Origin of the sequence: Haloarcula halophila (assembly GCF_029278565.1) — an archaeon.
GTDB lineage: Archaea > Halobacteriota > Halobacteria > Halobacteriales > Haloarculaceae > Haloarcula > Haloarcula halophila.
This window is the reverse complement of sequence record NZ_CP119561.1, coordinates 109,148-125,205: the sequence shown is the minus strand read 5'-3', so window position 1 is coordinate 125,205 and position 16,058 is coordinate 109,148. Positions and strand designations below refer to the sequence as shown.

Sequence of the window (16,058 nt, the reverse complement as noted above, 5' to 3'; positions counted from 1 at the left end):
GATGGCACATCCGCACAAGTCAGAGCGACCACAGACGTACGAGGCAGACGAGACTCAGCTGAAAGACCGCCTCGCCTTCATCGACCGGTACCCGAATGCCGCACGAATTACTCGGCTCTCACTCAGCGTCTCGTTTACCGCCCTCGCTATTGGTGCTATCCTGGGTATCATCCAGGCGCTGCATCGGACGAACGTCTTCCGCGGACTCATCAGCTCAGCTGACTACTACTCCGTGCTGACCGGACACGGCGTCCTGCTCGCGCTGTTTTTCACCATCTTCTTTCTGACGGGCATCTTCACCTGGGGGACCAGCAACAGCCTCGGCCGGAAACTCTCCTCGCCGCGGTTCTCGCTCGCCTGGTTCCTCCTGATGCTCTCGGGCGCGGTGATGACGTCGACGGCCATTTTTGGCGGTCTCGTCGGCCAGATACCCTTCTCGGCCGACGTCCTATATACGTTCTACGCGCCGCTGCAGGCCCACCCGCTGTTCTACGCGGGACTGGCGACCTGGCTCGCGGGGACGTGGCTCGCCGGCGTCGACTGGTTCCGGACGTACTACCAGTGGCGACAGGACAACCCGGGCGAGCGCATCCCGCTGCAGATGTTCATGATCATGACGACGATGCTGATGTGGTACATCGCCACGCTCGGCGTCGCCGTCGAGGTGCTGGTCTTTCTCCTGCCGATGTCGCTGGGGCTCATCGAGAGCGTCGATCCCCTGCTGACCAGGACGCTGTTCTGGTATTTCGGCCACCCAGTGGTGTACTTCTGGCTGATGCCGGCCTACTTCACGTGGTATACCGTCCTGCCGAAACTTTCGGGCGGTCGGCTGTTCAGCGACCCGCTGGCTCGTGTGGTCTTCATCCTCTTTCTCCTGCTGTCGACGCCTGTGGGCTTTCACCACCAGTACGCCGACCCCGGCGTGCCGGAAGGGTTCAAGTTCATCGCGATGACCAACACGATGTTCCTGTTGCTCCCGAGTTTCCTCACCGCCTTCACCGTCGTCGCGAGCATGGAGTACGGGGCCCGCCAGCGGGGCGGCACGGGGTATCTGGGCTGGCTGAAGTCGCTCCCGTGGGGGAACCCGGCGTTTGCCGGCTGTGCGCTCGCGGGCCTGATGTTCGCCGCCGGGGGCTTCTCGGGCATCGTCAACGCCGGGATGAACATCAACTCACTGGTCCACAACACGCTGTGGGTCCCGGGCCACTTCCATCTCACCGTCGGGACGGCAAGCGCCTTGACGATGATGGCCATCAGTTACTGGCTCTACCCGCAGATTACCGGCAAACGCCTGCAGTTCTACGGCGTCGCCCAGATACAGCCGTACATCTGGTTCATCGGCATGGGGCTGATGTCCAACGCGATGCACCGAGCGGGGCTGGCCGGTGTCCCCAGACGGACTGCGGAACCGCAATACCAGCAGTTCGACTTCGCGCCGCTGCTGGGGTCGATGTCGGAGATGCGTCTCCAGATCGCGATCGGTGGGTCGCTGCTGACGTTGGGTGCGCTCATGTTCGTGTTCGTGATGGTCGGAACGTGGCTAGCCGAGCGTGGGCGGGGTCGGTTGCGCGTCGACAGCCACCTTCCCGAACCCATCTCCGGAGCTTCGGACAGCCCACGGGTGCTGGACAACGTCAAACTCTGGTTCCTCATCGCCGTCGTGCTCGTCGCCATCGCCTATGGGTTCCCCATCTACTCGATGGTGGCCGATGGTGTATTCAGCCCCGCCGCGCCGCCGTTCCCGGTGTGAACACCTGATTACCACGCACGCGCTCGGCCTCCCACTTGGTTGTCACACGATAACCAGACGTTCAATTTTCTGTCCTCCAACGCCCGAATGAATGCGTACAGTCACACTTCTGTCGCGCCAACTCAATCGCATAGTGCTAGTCCGGGTTCTTGCAGCTGATGGAAACCAATGGGTCCCTGAGAGGCAAGAATGAGACAGCGCATAGTCATCGTCGGCGGGAACGCCGGCGGGATGAGCACCGCGACCCGCCTCAGGCGGTTGGACGAGGACGCGGACATCGTGGTCCTCGAGGCCGGCGACTACGTCTCTTACGCGAGTTGTGGCCTCCCGTATCATCTCGACGGGACGATCCCAGAAGACGACCTCGCCGTGCTCACGCCGGAGGTGGTCAGTTCGATGTTCGACCTCGATGTCCGGACGAATCACAAGGCTACCGGTCTCGACACCGAGTCCCGAACGGTGACGGTCCGCTCGCCGGACGGTCGGGAGCGCCTGTCCTACGACTCGCTCGTCTTGGCGACGGGTGCGGCACCCATCGAACCGCCGATAGACGGTCTCGACGAGGTCGAAACACACTCCGTCCGGACCATCGACGACGTGACAGCTATCAGAGAGCGGGTCGAGGACGACGGTGTCGACCGGGCACTCGTCGTCGGTGGCGGATACATCGGCCTGGAGGTGACGGAGACGCTCCATGAGGCAGGGCTGTCCGTGATCACCGCGGAGATGGAGTCACAGGTGATGCCCCGCACTCTCGGACCGGCGATGGCCGCCCACGTCCACAATCACGTTCGCGATGCCGGCGTCGACCTGCGGCTGGACACCATTGTCAGCGCGTTCCGGCCCGGAGAGGTGACGACGGTCGAGTTCGGCGACGGCGAGACGAAGAATGTCGACCTCGTCGTGCTGGCGGCCGGCGTCAGTCCGCGGACCGACCTCGCCGAGGATGCTGACCTCGACATCCACGACTCCGGGGCGATTCGTGTCGGCGATCAATTGCGCACGTCCGCGCCGGACGTGTACGCGCTCGGCGACGCAGCGGCGGTTCCGGCTGTCGGTGGCGAGCACGCGTGGGTTCCGCTGGGTGGTCCGGCCAACCGACAGGGTCGCGTGCTGGGCACCGTTCTCGCTGGGCGGGAAGACCACCTCGACCCGGTATACGACACCGCGGTCGCAAAGGTGTTCGACCTAACGGTGGGTGCCATCGGCGAGACCGAAGCGAGTATCGGTGACGGCGAGGAACTGGAGAAAGTGTATGTCTACCCGCCGAACCACGCGGAATACTACCCCGCCGCCGAGCGGTTCTGGCTGAAGCTTCTGTTCGACCCAACCGACGGGACTGTTCTGGGTGCCCAGAGCGTGGGTCGCGACGGCGTCGACAAACGAATCGACGTGGTAGCGACGGCGATGCAGAACGGGGCCACGGTGTCGGAGCTTGCACAGCTGGACCTTACGTACGCGCCGCCGTACTCCTCAGCCAAGGACCCGGTCAACATGGCCGGGATGGCCGCAGAGAACGTCTTAGAGGGACTCGTCGACCTCATACACTGTCACGATCTCGACAGCGAGGATCGGCCGCTACTCGATTGCCGCCCGCCGGAGATGCGCACAGCGGAGGGTCACATCCCCGACGCGCTGAATGTTCCACTGCCCGCTCTCCGGGACCAGACCGACGAACTGCCCAACGAGGTCGTCACCTACTGCAAGATGGGGCAGACATCCTACGCCGCCGGTCGCGTCCTCGAACAGCACGGTATCGAAGCGGCGAGCCTGAGCGGCGGCTACGCGCTCTACGACGGCGTCCAGCGCGACCGCGCGGCCCGGGCCGACCCGCCGCTGATCGACGACTACGATTGAGACTGTGGCTGTACGTTCGGGCAGCTATTCGCCCGTTACGGTGCGATACAGGGTAGATGCGTACCGCCCGGGGTGGGCCGGTACTGGCGTTGTCAAACGACAACCCTGCAGCTACGCGTTCGTAGCGACAACCGGTGTGTATGTCGTTGGGTCAGAAAATGAAACGGCGGATACTCGGCTGTCGTATCTGTATCCCCGCGCTGTTCACGGCCGGTATCGCTATTGCTGCAATCGCCCTCGGGGTGGCGACCGACGACATGGTGACTGCGCTCGGAGCCCTCCTGCTCGTCCCGAGCGCGGTGTTGCTGTTCGCAATCGGCCTCAGACGCGAGAATACGGCACTGTCGGAGCGGCGGACGAACTGATGAGGGGCCTCGGCTCGGTGCTGTCTCGTCTCGCTACTGGCGACGACCCGCCTGCCGACCGGGGACGTGGGGCTACGGACTGCTGCGCGATACGTCGGCCCTGGGAGAGACATGGTACGTTCCCAGTCTAATAGAACGGGCGGGGTATTGATAATAACACGCACACGATATCAATTCATGAGCCGGACACAGCGATTCATCGTTGCTGGTGGCGGCCGCGTCGGCAAACAGACCGCCGAAAACCTCTCCGAGCAGGGCCACGACGTCCTGCTCATAGAGTCCGACGAGGATCGCGTCGAGGCGTTGGCCGATGCGTATCTCGGGCCGGTCATCCACGGCGACGCCACGCGCCCGTCGATTCTCGAACAGGCCGACGTGGCCGATGCCGACGCCATCGCCGCACTCACCGACGAGCCGGGTACGAACCTCGCGATATGCATGGAGGCCCAGCAGTACGCCCCGTCGATTCGGACCATCGCGAGAGCGAGGACGGGGACCGAACAGGAATACGACGAGGTGATTGACGCGACGCTGCTACCCGAGTATCTCGGCGGCGACTACGCGGCGGATATGCTGGTCGGGGAGGACGTACGGACGCTCGTCTATCCGACTGCCGAGATCGATATCATCGAGGTCACCGTCGCGCCATCGGCACCCGTCGCAGGGCGACGGCTCGACGAAATCGCGCTTCCCGAGGGGAGTTTGCTTATCTCAACAGCGGACAGAACGGAACTGGCCAGAGCGGATACCGTGCTGGAACCCGGCGAGGGCTACGTTCTCGCTGTCAAGTCGACCGTCGCCGACGAGGTGCTGAATCTCATGCGCGGTTGACTCCGCGACAGTCGAGACAGCGCGGTGTTACGTTGCGGTTCTGTACGGAGAAGCTTCCCGCCCGAGTCCTCGGAGCGAGCGCCCCGAAACCCGGTCGAACTTGCTGACTGTGCGGTGACCACCGGGTATCAGCGTTCGGCGAGCCGGCGCTGAATCAGTTTGTCAACGTTGTAGAGCAACGCGCCGACGGAGGCCAGTACTGTCGCCAGATAGACGATGAACTGTGGCGGCCCCGTCGTCGCCCCGCCCAACGCCGCGCCGACGAAGCCGACTGCGATGACCTCAACCCACGTGACGACGATACGCGACAGGAGCCACGTCCCGGTCGCCACCCTCAATACGCCTCCTCGGGCGTGATGGGGCCGCTGAAGGCCGAGTACAGCACCACGAAGTAGATGGCCACCAGCGGCAACAGCAGCGACGCGCCGATGGTCATCAGATTCAGCGGCAGCGTCGAGACGATGGTACCCCGGACCGTCGCTCCCGTCGCGGGGTCGATAGCGGGGTACATCAGTATAGCGACGACGGCGACGAGCCCGTAGGTCAGCACCGCTGCCGCCCCGAGCGCCAGCAGGCTCTGTTCACGCCCCAGTGCCACGACGTACCCCGCCGCCAGCCCGATAGAGGCCACGACGAGGGCGACAATAGCGGGGTCCAGCAGCGCTTCGAGGCCGCCAGGCAACCGTACGGCGAGAACGCCAAGCGTGACGACGACGGCGAGTAGGTACCCCACCGTCGCCGCCGTCCCGTAGGTCGTCACTGCCTCGGGCAGTCGCTCGCGGCCCTTGAGTTGCAGGAACGCCGCCCCTGAGACGACGGTCAACAGCGTCACCGTGACGCCAACGACGAGACCGACGAGTGTCAGCGACCGACCACTGCCGACGAGCCAGTTGCCGGCGAAGGCACCGAGCAGGAACGGCGCGAGGACGCTACCGGTGACGAACGCCCGCCCCCACCAACGCTGCCACTGGCTGTCGTGGCGCTGCTCGTACATTTCCGGGGCGAGTCCACGGAGGATGAGCGTGCCCAGAATACCGAACATCAGCAGGTAGTGGCGGCTGAACAGGCCGGCGTAGGCCGGCGGGAACGCGGCGAACAGCGCCCCGCCGAAGACGACCAGCCACACCTCATTGCCGTCCCAGAACGGGCCGATGGCCGCCAGCACCGTCTCGCGCTCGTCGTCCGTCTCCAGCAGCGCGAATATCGCGCCGGCCCCGAAGTCGAAGCCGTCCAGAAAGAGAAACGTGGCCAGCATCGTAAATACGAGGACGAACCACAGCTCCGGTAGTGGGAGGCCAAAGAGCGGCCCGGCTGCGAGAGACTCGACGCTAGTCATCGTCGGCCACCCCCGGTGCCGGCGTCTCCGGTCCCGTCGTCGGCGACTCCTCGCGGTTCACCCGGAGCTGGTCGCCGCCCGGCGGCCCGTTGCGGATGATGCGCCAGACGACGTAGCTGTACAGCCCCAGTAGCGTCGTATAGACGCCCACGAACCCGACGAGTGTGATGGTCGCCTCGGTGCCGGTCAGCCCCGGCGAGACGCCCGCACTGGTGCGCATCACGTCCTGGATGACCCACGGTTGGCGGCCGACCTCCGTCACTATCCAGCCGAGTTCGACGGCGACGATACCGAGCAGCGACGACCCCATCAACGCCTTATGCAAGAGGCCGTCCTCCAGCAGCTGTCCCTTGTACCAGCGGTAGCCGCCCCAGAGCGCCAGCAGGATGAACCAGAAGCCGAGCCCGACCATCGCGCGGAACGCCCAGAACACGATGGCGACGGGTGGGGCTTCGGTCTCGAAGTCGTTCAAGCCGCGTATTTCGGCCGTCGGATCACCCCCGCTGGCCAGCCACGAGGCACCGCCCGGTATCCCGATACCGAACAGCTCCTTCGCTCTCGGGTCGGTGAAGCCGTCGACACTCGTCGGCACAGCGACGATGTATTCGGGGACGTATGATTCGGTTTCCCAGACGGCCTCCATCGCTGCGAACTTCTGTGGCTGGGTCTCGGCGACGTGGCGGCCGTACATGTCGCCGTGGAGGACCTGCAGCGGCGCGGTGATGAGCAAGGCCACGAGACCAATCTTCAGCGTTGCCTCCCAGAAGTTCACGTTCTCGACGGGGTAGCCCCAGACGTGGTGCCGGAACACGTAGTAGGCCCCGACGCCGGCCATGAACAGTGCGACCGACTCGACGGCCGCGTTCTGCATGTGGACGTACATATAACCAAAGCGGGGGTTGAGATACGCAGCTATCGGGTCGGTGAGGTGGACGATGGTCTGGCCGTTCTCCGTAACCAGTTCGTAGCCACGCGGGGTCTGCATCCACGAGTTGGCGATGAGAATCCACACCGCCGACAACCACGTCCCGAGGCCGACAGCGATACTGGAGACGAAGTAGAGTTTGTCGCCGACACGGTCCCGGCCGAAGACGAACACACCGAGGAAGGTCGCCTCCAGCATGAACGCCATCATCCCCTCGACGGCCAGTGGCCCGCCGAACAGTTCGCCGGCGGCCGTCGAGAAAGCTGCGAAGTTCGTCCCGAACTCGAACTCGAGGACGATACCCGTGACGGTGCCGACGACGAACGAGATGGCGAATATCTTGGTCCAGAAGCGACGCAACTGTTCGTATATCGGCTCGTCAGTCCGGATGTCCTTCCACGTGAAGTAGATGAGAAACGGGGCCAGGCCCATGCTCATCACGGGGAAGATGATGTGGACGATCGTCGTGACTGCGAACTGGAGCCGACTCGCGATTACTGGGTCGATCATGGTTTGAAACCGTGTGGCTGCGGGGCTGTCGTACAACAAAACGGTCGCCGTGCGGAAGCCTTAGCTCCAGTTTTGTCGTATGACAAGGGAGCGATTTACTGGCACAGTCGCCTCTATCCCGGTATGGAAATTCGGTGGACGGTGCTCGCACTCGTGGTGGTCGTGACAGCGGTCATGATGGTACGAGGAATCGTTGCAGTTCAGCACGGCGAGTTCGGCACCGTTGGTCGACAGCTTGGGGTCGGTGCCATCGTGTTCGCCTTCGGTGTCGCATTGGTCCGCAACTGGCACCGGGTTGGTCGCTAGTCCGGGGCACAGACTCGACATCCACTTGCCCCAAGTCAACAACGCGTTAAGATACGTACAAACACAAAATACCCACCAATCAAGGTGTAAGCGTCCTGTGAAATTTGAAAAGATACTCTACGTCGGTACCGATTTTGACTACGTGTCAGAAATAGATAACGAGACGCCAGACACAGTAACGGTCGATACCGCCGAGACAGCCGAGAACGTGGACTCATTTCCCGCGGATGGTGTCAACAGTGTCGTTGTTGTCGACACGACCACAGTCAAGCGTCCGGCCCAACTCGTACAGTCTCTTTCCGACCGACTGGACGAGACACCGGTGGTGGCAGTCGTCGAACCGACGACGGACCCGCTGGTCGTGTTCGATGTTCTGATGGCCGGGGCAGTCGATTACGTGGAACGCGATGCGACCAGCGGTCAACCGACACAATTGTTCGCCTATCTCCAGGCGATGGTGGGTTCAGATACGTATATTGACGACGAGGATATGCAGCGACTGTTCCGGCGGGAACTCGAAACCCGCCGTCAGACCGAGACGCGACTGGCAACAATCCTCGACCGCATCCCTCACCCGATGTTCTACCGGGACACGGACGGCGTCTATCTGGGGTGTAACACGGCGTTCGAGACATTCTGTGGTGAGCCGAGAGAGGAGATAATCGGGTCTCGGACTGAGGAATTGCGAAGCGAACAACACGCAGCGGTGTGTGAAAAACACGACGACAAAGTACTCGAGACGGGTGAAAAACAGGTGTTGGAGGCCACCATCACTCTGCAGGGGGAGGAGCGACATGTCCGCACTCACAAGGCGCCACTGAGCGCCGACCGGACGGGTATAGAGGGTATCGTGGGCAGCATCGAGGACATCACCGAACAACGAAGACAGGAACAGACCCTCCGGGAGCAGACGGAGAACCTCGAAATCCTGAACAGCGTCACGAGACACGACATCCGGAACGACCTCCAAGTAGTTCTCGGGATGGCGGAGGTGCTCCGTGACCACGTCGACGACGATGGGATAGAATATCTCGAGACGATGGTCACAAAAGGACACCATGCCGTCGATATCACTCGTCAGGCACGTGACCTCACGGAGACGATGCTCGACTCGGAGTTCGGTACGGATCGGATTCCACTCAAGTCAACCCTTGAAACCCAGATAGACGAGATACGTAGCACCTACTCACAGGCTATCGTCACTGTCGATGGAGAGATTCCGAGCACGGCAGTGGTCGCTGACGGCATGTTAGCGTCGGTCTTTCGGAACATCCTTGCCAACGGTATCCAGCACAACGACAGTGCAGTCCCACAGCTTCGCGTGTGGGTACAGACCACTGACGAATGGGTCACGGTCCACATCGCGGACAACGGACCGGGCGTTCCGGATGACCGGAAAGACGAGATATTCGGGCGCGGTGAGAAGGGACTAGAGAGTTCCGGCACTGGGCTGGGCCTGTATCTGGTCGATACACTCGTCGACCGGTACGGTGGCGACGTATACGTGACTGATAGTGACGAGGGTGCCGAGTTCGTTATCAGCCTCCCGCGGGCCGACCACTGAGGGCTTCTTGTGGGACTAACGGTAGCCCCACTTCGCCGCAGCATCGGTGGATGCCCACAGTAGATACAGAAGAGTTTTGCACGCCAGTTACAATTTAGTACACGAATGTCGCTACCTATCGACCCACAGCAGTTCGACCCGGAGGAAATCGGGGAAGTTCAGACGACGCTGGAGATGGACCACGAAGCGGCCGTCGACCACGTCCGCGAGGTGTTTGAGGACGCCGGCTTCGGGATGACGACGGAGTTCTCTCCCTCGGAGATGCTCAACGAGAAGATCGACGCCGACCGAGACCCATACTATATCCTGGGGGCGTGTAACCCGGCGGTCGCCGGCCGGGCGCTCGACGTCAGCGACGGGCGAATCGGGGCGCTGATGCCATGTAACGTCGTCGTCTGGGAGGAAGAACCGGGTATCCAGAAAGTGTACCACATCAGCATCATGCGTATCGCCCGTCTCGTCGGGATGGCTCCGGACAGCGAGGCGATGGCGGATATCCTGGCCGACACCGGCGAGCTAGTAGACGAAGCCTTCGACAACCTGTAACGATGCGGCACCACACCTTCGATGCCGACCGTGCGGGCGATCTCGAAGCTCCCGCGCGGCGCTACTGTGTCCTCTCCACGGAGGAACTGCGCTGGGCGCTCGACTGTACCCCCGGCGACACCGTGGTTGACCTGGGAAGCGGCACCGGGTTCTACACGGACGACATCGCCCCCGACGCCGGCCAGGTGTACGCCGTCGACCTGCAGCCGGAGATGCACGAGTTCTACCGCGAGAAGGGGGTCCCCGAGAACGTCGACCTCGTGACCGCTCCGGTCGACGAAATGCCCCTCGATACTGACAGCGTCGACCGGGCCTTCTCGACGATGACCTACCACGAGTTCGCGACGGCCGAGGCCATCGAGGAGATTCACCGTGTCCTCCGGCCGGGCGGCCGACTCGTCGTCGCCGACTGGACAGCCGACGGGGAGGGTGAGCGCGGCCCGCCATCGTCCGAACGGTACTCGCTGGCGGAGGCGGTCACCACGCTCGAAGATGGCAGCTTTACCATCGAGTTCGAGGCCGACCGCCCCGAGACATTCCTCCTCGTGGCGACGGCCCAGTAGGTAGGCCTGCAACCGACTGCGGCTGACAGTATCACGATTGTCGACGCGTCGACGCCCGTCGGTCGGCACAGAATTACAACAGTTCGAGCGGTAGCCCAGCCAGCACCTGTACCGCACCCGCGACCAGCATGATACCCCCCGCGACACGCGTGAGCGTGGAGCCGGAGACGCCCGCGCCGCCGGTTAGCATGTCGGACCCGTACCCCACGGCGACGGTGGCCACGACCATCGGGAGCGCCACGCCCACCGCGTACATCGAGAGAACCACGGCACCCGGGAGCGGTGCCACCGCGAACGCCTGTGCGACCACCGCCAGCAGTATCGGCACGGTACACCCCGCGGCGGCGACGGCGTAGACGCCACCGAAGAGGAACAGACCCAGCGACGTGTCTCGGTGCTCCGGGAGCGCGACGTGTATCGATGGCGCGTAGCCGGTAAGCGTGACGGCACCGAGCACTATCAGAAGGCCGCCTGCCACGGGTTCCAGTCCGTCGAGCGACGACACTACGCGGCTGTCGAGGATGTAGACGGCGGCCGTCAGCGCCGCGAAGACGACGAGCACGCCCGCGGCCGCCGCCAGTCCCTGTTGTAGTGGTCGCGTCGTTCCCCGGCCGCCATGCTGGTCGGCGTAGTAGCCGACGTAGCCCGGGAGCAACGGAAACACACAGGGGGCAGCGAACGTCGTCAACCCAGCGCCGAACGCGAACGCGAGCGTCACGCCCGGGCTCATCCGTCGGTCACCGCCCGGATAGCCGCAAGGAGAGCGTCGACGTCGAAGGGGCCGGTGTGTCGCCACGCGATCCCCTCGTCGAGCACGAGCGTCGTCGGCACCCGCGTCGCGTCGTACCGCTGGGCGAGCGCCGTCCCGTCGTCGAGGCCGACGGGCCAACCCCCGTCGTGGGTCCGCCACCACTCGCGCACGTCAGCCCGGCTGACCGAGAGGCCGACCGGTTCGCTCGTCACCGACAGGAACGGGACCGAGTCGTCCGCGCGGCGATACGCGTCCGCGAGCACCGCCATCTGGTCGGCACACGTCGAACAGGTCGTGGCGAAGAACTCTAGCACCAGCGGGCCGTCGGCCGGCGGCACGGTGACCGTCCCCGCGTCGCTACCGGGTGCGTCGAGCGTCTCGACGGTGACCGGCGCAGCGCTCTCGTTCCCTGACCGCCACGGTCGGACGTAGAGAGTTCCCGTGCCCACGGCGGCGGTCCCGCCGATGGCGGCGAGGAGGTGGCGACGACGCATACCGGTCACCCCGAGCGCTGGACGACCGTTCGGGTGTCCGCGAGCACCTGCTCGGCGTCCGGCTGGGAGGTACGGTAGGCGCGCTCGACGTACCCCTCGGGGTTGATGAGGAAGGTCAGCGAGAGGTGATTGAAGTCGTACCCATCGACCCTGCTGCTCTCGCTGACGCGCTCGTACGTGATGCCGAGTTGCTCGTCGACGACGCGCTCTGCCGCCGCCGGGTCGGGAGGACGGAGGAACTCCCAGTTGCCGGCGTCGCGGTCGACACCCATCCGGTCGGCGTACTCCCGGAGCGCCTCGGTGTCGTCCCGTTCCGGGTCGAAGGTGATGGCCAGAAATCGGACCGAATCGGCCAGCCCCTCCTCGACGACCCCGTGCTGGACACCGACCAGCTGGCCGATGAGCTGGACACATTCGGCCGGACAGGTCGCAAAGAAGCCGGTGACCAGCAGCGTCTCGTCCAGCTGTTCGGTCCCGATCGTCTCGTCCGAGAGCGGGTTCGGGAGCGAGAAATGCGGAAACGCCTGCCCGTGGGCGGGGTACGGGAGATCCTCGCTGTCGAACTGGCGGTCGGCCGGCGCGTTCAGGACGACGTTCGACTCCGAGAGACAGCCGGCGACCGACGCTGTCCCGACCGCTGTAACCCCCTTGAGTAGCTGTCGGCGTCGCATCGGTCATAATTGGCGAATCACGCGGAAAAGCGGTCTGGTGGGACTCTCGTAACGGTTCGTCGAACATACTAGACGGACGTTGACACACGACGTTTCGACGACCGAACCAGACGGTGTTTTGCCCGGGGTCCCGTAGTCAGAGGCGAGATGGGCTCGAGACTGTCGCTCTGGCAGACGGTGACCGCACTCACCGTCCTCCTCGCCGTCGTCGTGTTCGGAGCTGCGTTCGTGGTCGACCTCAGCAGCGAGCGTCCCGGCCCCGTCCCGTTCGACCGGACCGTCCAGCGCGGTATCACAATGGCCGACGAGCAGCGCGCGCTCAACCGTGATATCACTATTCCCCGAGCGCAGGTGTTCTACTCGCAGTACCGCTACGTCGTCGGCTACGTCGGCCTCGACCGGACGGTGGCGGCGCTGACAGAGCCGGGCCACGAACAGCAGTTCGGCTACCCGCTCACGGTGTACGTCACCGACTACAGCGACACGGGGGCTCGCTGTGGCGAGAACGGGACGCTTCGGACTGACTCGTCGCCGAGGTGGGTGGGCGCGAGCGAGGCCCACTACGTCGTCAACGGGAGCGCACGGACTCCCTCGGGTCTCGCTGTGGTGCCGTTCGGAAACCGCGACGCCGCCGACGTGTTCGCCGACAGCTGTGGCGGCGGGGTCGTCGACTGGGCGACGGTCCGGTCCCACTCGTTCGAGGAAGACGGGGCCGCCACCATCCGACAGCAGGTCGACGATCGGCAGGTGACGGCCAACGCGACTGTCCGGGCCGCACGAGCACTTGACGCTCGGCCGGTCTCGGTCGTGGTCGGTGAAGACGCCCCGACGGTGCAGGCAGCCGTCGACGAGGCCCCACCCAACACCACCGTCGTCGTTCCCAACGGCACCTACCGCGAGCAGGTGAGCATCGACGAGCCACTGACGCTCCGCGGGCGGAACGCCACGCTCGACGGCGGCGGCAACGGTACCGTCGTTGCGGTGATGGCCGACCGCGTGGCCATCACCGACATGGCCATCACTGGTGTCGGGAACCAGACCACCGGCAACCGCTCGGCTATGAACGGCTCGGCGTGGGACGCGACCGTGACAGCGGCCTACGGCAACAGCGACGCGGCTGTCACCGCTCACAACGCCTCTCAGTTGTACGTGGCGAACGTCACTGTCGAGACACGATCGAGCGGGTTCGTACTCAGACGGACATCGGACGCCGTCGTCGAGAACGTTACCGTCAACGGAACTGCAGACTGGCAGGATGGCTTCATGGGCGTCGTCGGGATGCACGCCGACGTCGTCGTCCAGCACAGTACGTTCCGCGGCGGACGCGACGGCATCTATCTCCACCGGGCCGACGGGACCGTCGTCCGCGAGAACACCTTCCTCAACGACCGCTTCGGGGTCCACCTGATGTACACTTCCTCAACGCTGGTCGCCGACAACGTCGCCCGGGGACCGGAGTACGCCGGCGTCGTCGTCATGACGAACCCCGAGAGCAACGCCGTCGTCGGCAACGACGTACGGAACGCCGGGAGCGGTATCATGATGGCCGGCAGTCGGAGCTACATCGGCCACAACGTCATGGCCAACACCACGCGGGCGCTGTCGGCCAACGCCGGGCGGTCGCTGTACGAACACAACGTCGTCTACGGGAACGACATCGGTATCACCGCCGCCACGGTCCTACCGTCGAACACCGTCACCGAGAACGACTTCGTGGCGAACGACCAGCACGCCGTCTCCGGCCCCGGGCCGTTGCGGCGGTACACTGACGACGGCCGGGGGAACTACTGGAGCGGTGCTTACGACCTCTCGGCGGACGATGGGTCGACACTGACCCAGCCGTACTCACCGACCGACACCGTCGACGGGCAGCTCCACCACACCAACGCCGCGGTGGTGCTTCGCTCGGCCCCGAGTGTCCGCGCGTTGCGGGCGCTGCGCGGGACGACGCCTGGGTTCCGCCGCGGGAGCATCGTCGACACCGCACCGCTGGCCGAACCTGCCAACCCCGACACACTCACCATGGTACGAAACGGAACCACGACGGAGGTACCGCCGTGACGACCGAGCCGTATCTGTCGACCGACGACCTGACCAAGTCCTACGGTGACGTGACGGCCGTGGACGAGGTCACCCTCGACATTCCTGGCAACGCCGTGACGGGGCTCATCGGCCCGAACGGCTCGGGGAAGACGACCCTGCTTGAACTCCTGTTAGGTGTCGAACGGCCCACGCTGGGCTCTGTCTCTTACCACGGCCCCGAAGCCGTCAGACGATTTGGTTACCTGCCACAGCGGCCGACGTTTCGCCCGGGCTTTACGGTCGCCGAGACGGCTGACTTCTACGCCGGGCTCGTCGACGACGACCCGGACCGGCTGCTGGAGTCGGTCGGGCTGGGAGCCGTGGCCGACCGCCCGGTCACCGGGCTCTCGGGCGGGATGACGCGGCTGCTGGGTATCGCGCAGGCGCTGGCCGGCGACCCGCCCGTGATGGTGCTCGACGAACCGGCCAGCGGGCTCGACCCGGCGATGAGCGATCGGATATTCGAGGTCGTCGAGTCCATTGCCGCGGAGGGCCGGGCCGTGGTGTTGAGCTCACACGAACTCCCGTTGGTCGAGCGGACTGCCGACCGACTGGCCGTCCTCGAAGCCGGGCGGCTCCACACCACCGGCAGCCCGGCCGAACTGCGGGAGCGGACCGGCGGCCCGTTACACGAGACGTTCACGTCGCTGCTCGCCGGCGAGACGGGCGTCGTCACCGCGGGGGGCGACCGATGACGACGGCCGACCGCGTCTGGCATGTGTTCGCTCGTGAGGTCAGGGCGGCGGCCCGCTCGCGGAGCTACTTGGCGCTGGGGCTCGTGACGGTCGTCGCCGTCTTCGGCGTCGCTATCGCCGGCGGCGGACCCACGGGCGGATACGTGCCGACGGTGGTCGACGTGCTCGTCGTCGTGGAGCTGCTCGTGCCCGCCGTCGCCTTCGCCATTGGCTACCGGGCGCTCTCGGACCCGATCTCGCGGGGCGAACTCGATGTACTGGAGACGTACCCGCTCCCGATATGGGGGTACGTCGGCGGCACGTACGCGGGACGGGCGGTGATACTCGTGGCCGTCGTCGGCGTCCCGCTGGCGGCACTTGGCGTCCACGTGGCCACGACGGCCGGTCCCGAGACGACGGTGTTCGCGAGCCACCGAGGGGTCGACTCGCCCCTGTTGTACCTCCGGTTTCTCGCAATCACGCTGGTCTACGGTCTCGTCTCGCTGTCGCTGGCGGTCCTCCTGTCGGTGCTTGCCGGTTCGCGGAGCCGCGCGCTCGTGCTCTCGCTGGCCGGCCTGCTGGTGCTCACCGTCGGCGGGGACGTGGCCGTCTTCGCGGCGCTGGACGGTGGTATCCTGACCAGCGAGTCACTCGGCGGCGCACTCTCGGTGACACCGGCCGGGGCGTACCGCGGGCTCGTGTTCGACCAGGTGCTGTACGTGGCCGTCCCGATCCGGTCGTCGTTCGTCCCAGGGTGGCTCGCCACCGTCGCACTGGGTGGCTGGTGGGTATCGACACTGGTGGGCGCGGCGGCCGTCGCGCAACTGCGATGA

General features: G+C 65.0%; 17 protein-coding genes. 11 read left to right on the top strand and 6 right to left on the bottom strand.

The features are described 5' to 3' along the window. Nucleotide 1 precedes the first annotated feature (1 nt). The 4 genes from P0204_RS19060 to P0204_RS19045 all read left to right on the top strand — a co-directional run bounded on the left by P0204_RS19060 (nt 2) and on the right by P0204_RS19045 (nt 4,803). Nucleotides 2-1,750, top strand: coding sequence for a b(o/a)3-type cytochrome-c oxidase subunit 1 (locus tag P0204_RS19060; RefSeq protein WP_276224380.1), 1,749 nt, complete (start codon nt 2-4; stop codon nt 1,748-1,750). A 189-nt stretch (nt 1,751-1,939) separates the two neighbouring features. Continuing rightward, nucleotides 1,940-3,607: an FAD-dependent oxidoreductase gene (locus P0204_RS19055; RefSeq protein WP_276224378.1), complete on the top strand. Its 1,668-nt coding sequence runs from the start codon at nt 1,940-1,942 to the stop codon at nt 3,605-3,607. Nucleotides 3,608-3,765: 158 nt separating this feature from the next. After that, nucleotides 3,766-3,972: a hypothetical protein gene (locus P0204_RS19050; protein WP_276224376.1), complete on the top strand. Its 207-nt coding sequence runs from the start codon at nt 3,766-3,768 to the stop codon at nt 3,970-3,972. A gap of 177 nt (nt 3,973-4,149) precedes the next feature. Beyond that, on the top strand, nt 4,150-4,803 hold the full coding sequence (locus P0204_RS19045) for a potassium channel family protein (protein ID WP_276224374.1): 654 nt from the start codon (nt 4,150-4,152) through the stop codon (nt 4,801-4,803). A 128-nt stretch (nt 4,804-4,931) separates the two neighbouring features. Here P0204_RS19045 and P0204_RS19040 read toward each other — a convergent pair whose 3' ends face one another. From P0204_RS19040 to P0204_RS19030, 3 genes are read right to left on the bottom strand one after another with little or no spacing between them, the layout of a single operon-like run. Then, entirely contained in the window at nt 4,932-5,135 is a 204-nt protein-coding gene (locus tag P0204_RS19040; protein WP_276224372.1) for a hypothetical protein, read from the bottom strand. A gap of 2 nt (nt 5,136-5,137) precedes the next feature. Further along, nucleotides 5,138-6,139: a cytochrome d ubiquinol oxidase subunit II gene (locus P0204_RS19035; protein WP_276224370.1), complete on the bottom strand. Its 1,002-nt coding sequence runs from the start codon at nt 6,137-6,139 to the stop codon at nt 5,138-5,140. Next, nucleotides 6,132-7,574, bottom strand: coding sequence for a cytochrome ubiquinol oxidase subunit I (locus P0204_RS19030; RefSeq protein WP_276224368.1), 1,443 nt, complete (start codon nt 7,572-7,574; stop codon nt 6,132-6,134). Before P0204_RS19030 ends, P0204_RS19035 begins: the two co-directional genes overlap by 8 nt. A gap of 123 nt (nt 7,575-7,697) precedes the next feature. Between P0204_RS19030 and P0204_RS19025 the strand changes: the two genes are divergently transcribed. From P0204_RS19025 to P0204_RS19010, 4 genes are all read left to right on the top strand, one after another. Then, entirely contained in the window at nt 7,698-7,880 is a 183-nt protein-coding gene (locus P0204_RS19025) for a DUF8073 family membrane protein (protein WP_276224367.1), read from the top strand. Between the two features lie 25 nt (nt 7,881-7,905). After that, nucleotides 7,906-9,444, top strand: coding sequence for a PAS domain-containing sensor histidine kinase (locus P0204_RS19020; RefSeq protein ID WP_276224365.1), 1,539 nt, complete (start codon nt 7,906-7,908; stop codon nt 9,442-9,444). 105 nt (nt 9,445-9,549) lie between these two features. After that, complete coding sequence (locus tag P0204_RS19015) at nt 9,550-9,990, top strand: DUF302 domain-containing protein (RefSeq protein ID WP_276224364.1); 441 nt, start codon at nt 9,550-9,552, stop codon at nt 9,988-9,990. Between the two features lie 2 nt (nt 9,991-9,992). Then, a complete protein-coding gene (locus tag P0204_RS19010) occupies nt 9,993-10,553 on the top strand; it encodes a class I SAM-dependent methyltransferase (RefSeq protein ID WP_276224362.1) in 561 nt (186 codons plus the stop codon). Nucleotides 10,554-10,626: 73 nt separating this feature from the next. Here P0204_RS19010 and P0204_RS19005 read toward each other — a convergent pair whose 3' ends face one another. The 3 genes from P0204_RS19005 to P0204_RS18995 are packed head-to-tail and all read right to left on the bottom strand — an operon-like array spanning nt 10,627 to nt 12,469. Beyond that, on the bottom strand, nt 10,627-11,283 hold the full coding sequence (locus tag P0204_RS19005; protein WP_276224360.1) for a cytochrome c biogenesis CcdA family protein: 657 nt from the start codon (nt 11,281-11,283) through the stop codon (nt 10,627-10,629). Further along, entirely contained in the window at nt 11,280-11,798 is a 519-nt protein-coding gene (locus tag P0204_RS19000) for a TlpA family protein disulfide reductase (RefSeq protein ID WP_276224359.1), read from the bottom strand. The genes P0204_RS19005 and P0204_RS19000 overlap by 4 nt, the downstream gene beginning before the upstream one ends. Nucleotides 11,799-11,803: 5 nt before the next feature. Then, complete coding sequence (locus P0204_RS18995) at nt 11,804-12,469, bottom strand: SCO family protein (RefSeq protein ID WP_276224358.1); 666 nt, start codon at nt 12,467-12,469, stop codon at nt 11,804-11,806. A 147-nt stretch (nt 12,470-12,616) separates the two neighbouring features. On the opposite strand from P0204_RS18995, the gene P0204_RS18990 reads away from it, so the two are divergent. The 3 genes from P0204_RS18990 to P0204_RS18980 are packed head-to-tail and all read left to right on the top strand — an operon-like array spanning nt 12,617 to nt 16,058. Further along, on the top strand, nt 12,617-14,530 hold the full coding sequence (locus P0204_RS18990; protein ID WP_276224356.1) for a NosD domain-containing protein: 1,914 nt from the start codon (nt 12,617-12,619) through the stop codon (nt 14,528-14,530). Further along, the gene (locus P0204_RS18985; protein ID WP_276224354.1) at nt 14,527-15,246 is read left to right on the top strand and encodes an ABC transporter ATP-binding protein; all 720 of its coding nucleotides are present in this window, start codon (nt 14,527-14,529) and stop codon (nt 15,244-15,246) included. The genes P0204_RS18990 and P0204_RS18985 overlap by 4 nt, the downstream gene beginning before the upstream one ends. After that, nucleotides 15,243-16,058, top strand: a complete 816-nt coding sequence (locus P0204_RS18980) for an ABC transporter permease (RefSeq protein WP_276224352.1) — start codon at nt 15,243-15,245, stop codon at nt 16,056-16,058. The genes P0204_RS18985 and P0204_RS18980 overlap by 4 nt, the downstream gene beginning before the upstream one ends.

Excerpts from the sequence above, each read along its gene's own strand:
- P0204_RS19005 (WP_276224360.1), bottom strand. The coding sequence starts at position 11,283 with ATGAGCCCGGGCGTGACGCTCGCGTTCGCGTTCGGCGCTGGGTTGACG.
- P0204_RS19010 (WP_276224362.1), top strand. The coding sequence starts at position 9,993 with ATGCGGCACCACACCTTCGATGCCGACCGTGCGGGCGATCTCGAAGCT.
- P0204_RS18980 (WP_276224352.1), top strand. The coding sequence starts at position 15,243 with ATGACGACGGCCGACCGCGTCTGGCATGTGTTCGCTCGTGAGGTCAGG.
- P0204_RS19035 (WP_276224370.1), bottom strand. The coding sequence starts at position 6,139 with ATGACTAGCGTCGAGTCTCTCGCAGCCGGGCCGCTCTTTGGCCTCCCA.
- P0204_RS19055 (WP_276224378.1), top strand. The coding sequence starts at position 1,940 with ATGAGACAGCGCATAGTCATCGTCGGCGGGAACGCCGGCGGGATGAGC.
- P0204_RS19060 (WP_276224380.1), top strand. The coding sequence starts at position 2 with ATGGCACATCCGCACAAGTCAGAGCGACCACAGACGTACGAGGCAGAC.
- P0204_RS18990 (WP_276224356.1), top strand. The coding sequence starts at position 12,617 with ATGGGCTCGAGACTGTCGCTCTGGCAGACGGTGACCGCACTCACCGTC.
- P0204_RS19045 (WP_276224374.1), top strand. The coding sequence starts at position 4,150 with ATGAGCCGGACACAGCGATTCATCGTTGCTGGTGGCGGCCGCGTCGGC.
- P0204_RS18995 (WP_276224358.1), bottom strand. The coding sequence starts at position 12,469 with ATGCGACGCCGACAGCTACTCAAGGGGGTTACAGCGGTCGGGACAGCG.
- P0204_RS19030 (WP_276224368.1), bottom strand. The coding sequence starts at position 7,574 with ATGATCGACCCAGTAATCGCGAGTCGGCTCCAGTTCGCAGTCACGACG.
- P0204_RS19000 (WP_276224359.1), bottom strand. The coding sequence starts at position 11,798 with ATGCGTCGTCGCCACCTCCTCGCCGCCATCGGCGGGACCGCCGCCGTG.
- P0204_RS19015 (WP_276224364.1), top strand. The coding sequence starts at position 9,550 with ATGTCGCTACCTATCGACCCACAGCAGTTCGACCCGGAGGAAATCGGG.
- P0204_RS19025 (WP_276224367.1), top strand. The coding sequence starts at position 7,698 with ATGGAAATTCGGTGGACGGTGCTCGCACTCGTGGTGGTCGTGACAGCG.
- P0204_RS19050 (WP_276224376.1), top strand. The coding sequence starts at position 3,766 with ATGAAACGGCGGATACTCGGCTGTCGTATCTGTATCCCCGCGCTGTTC.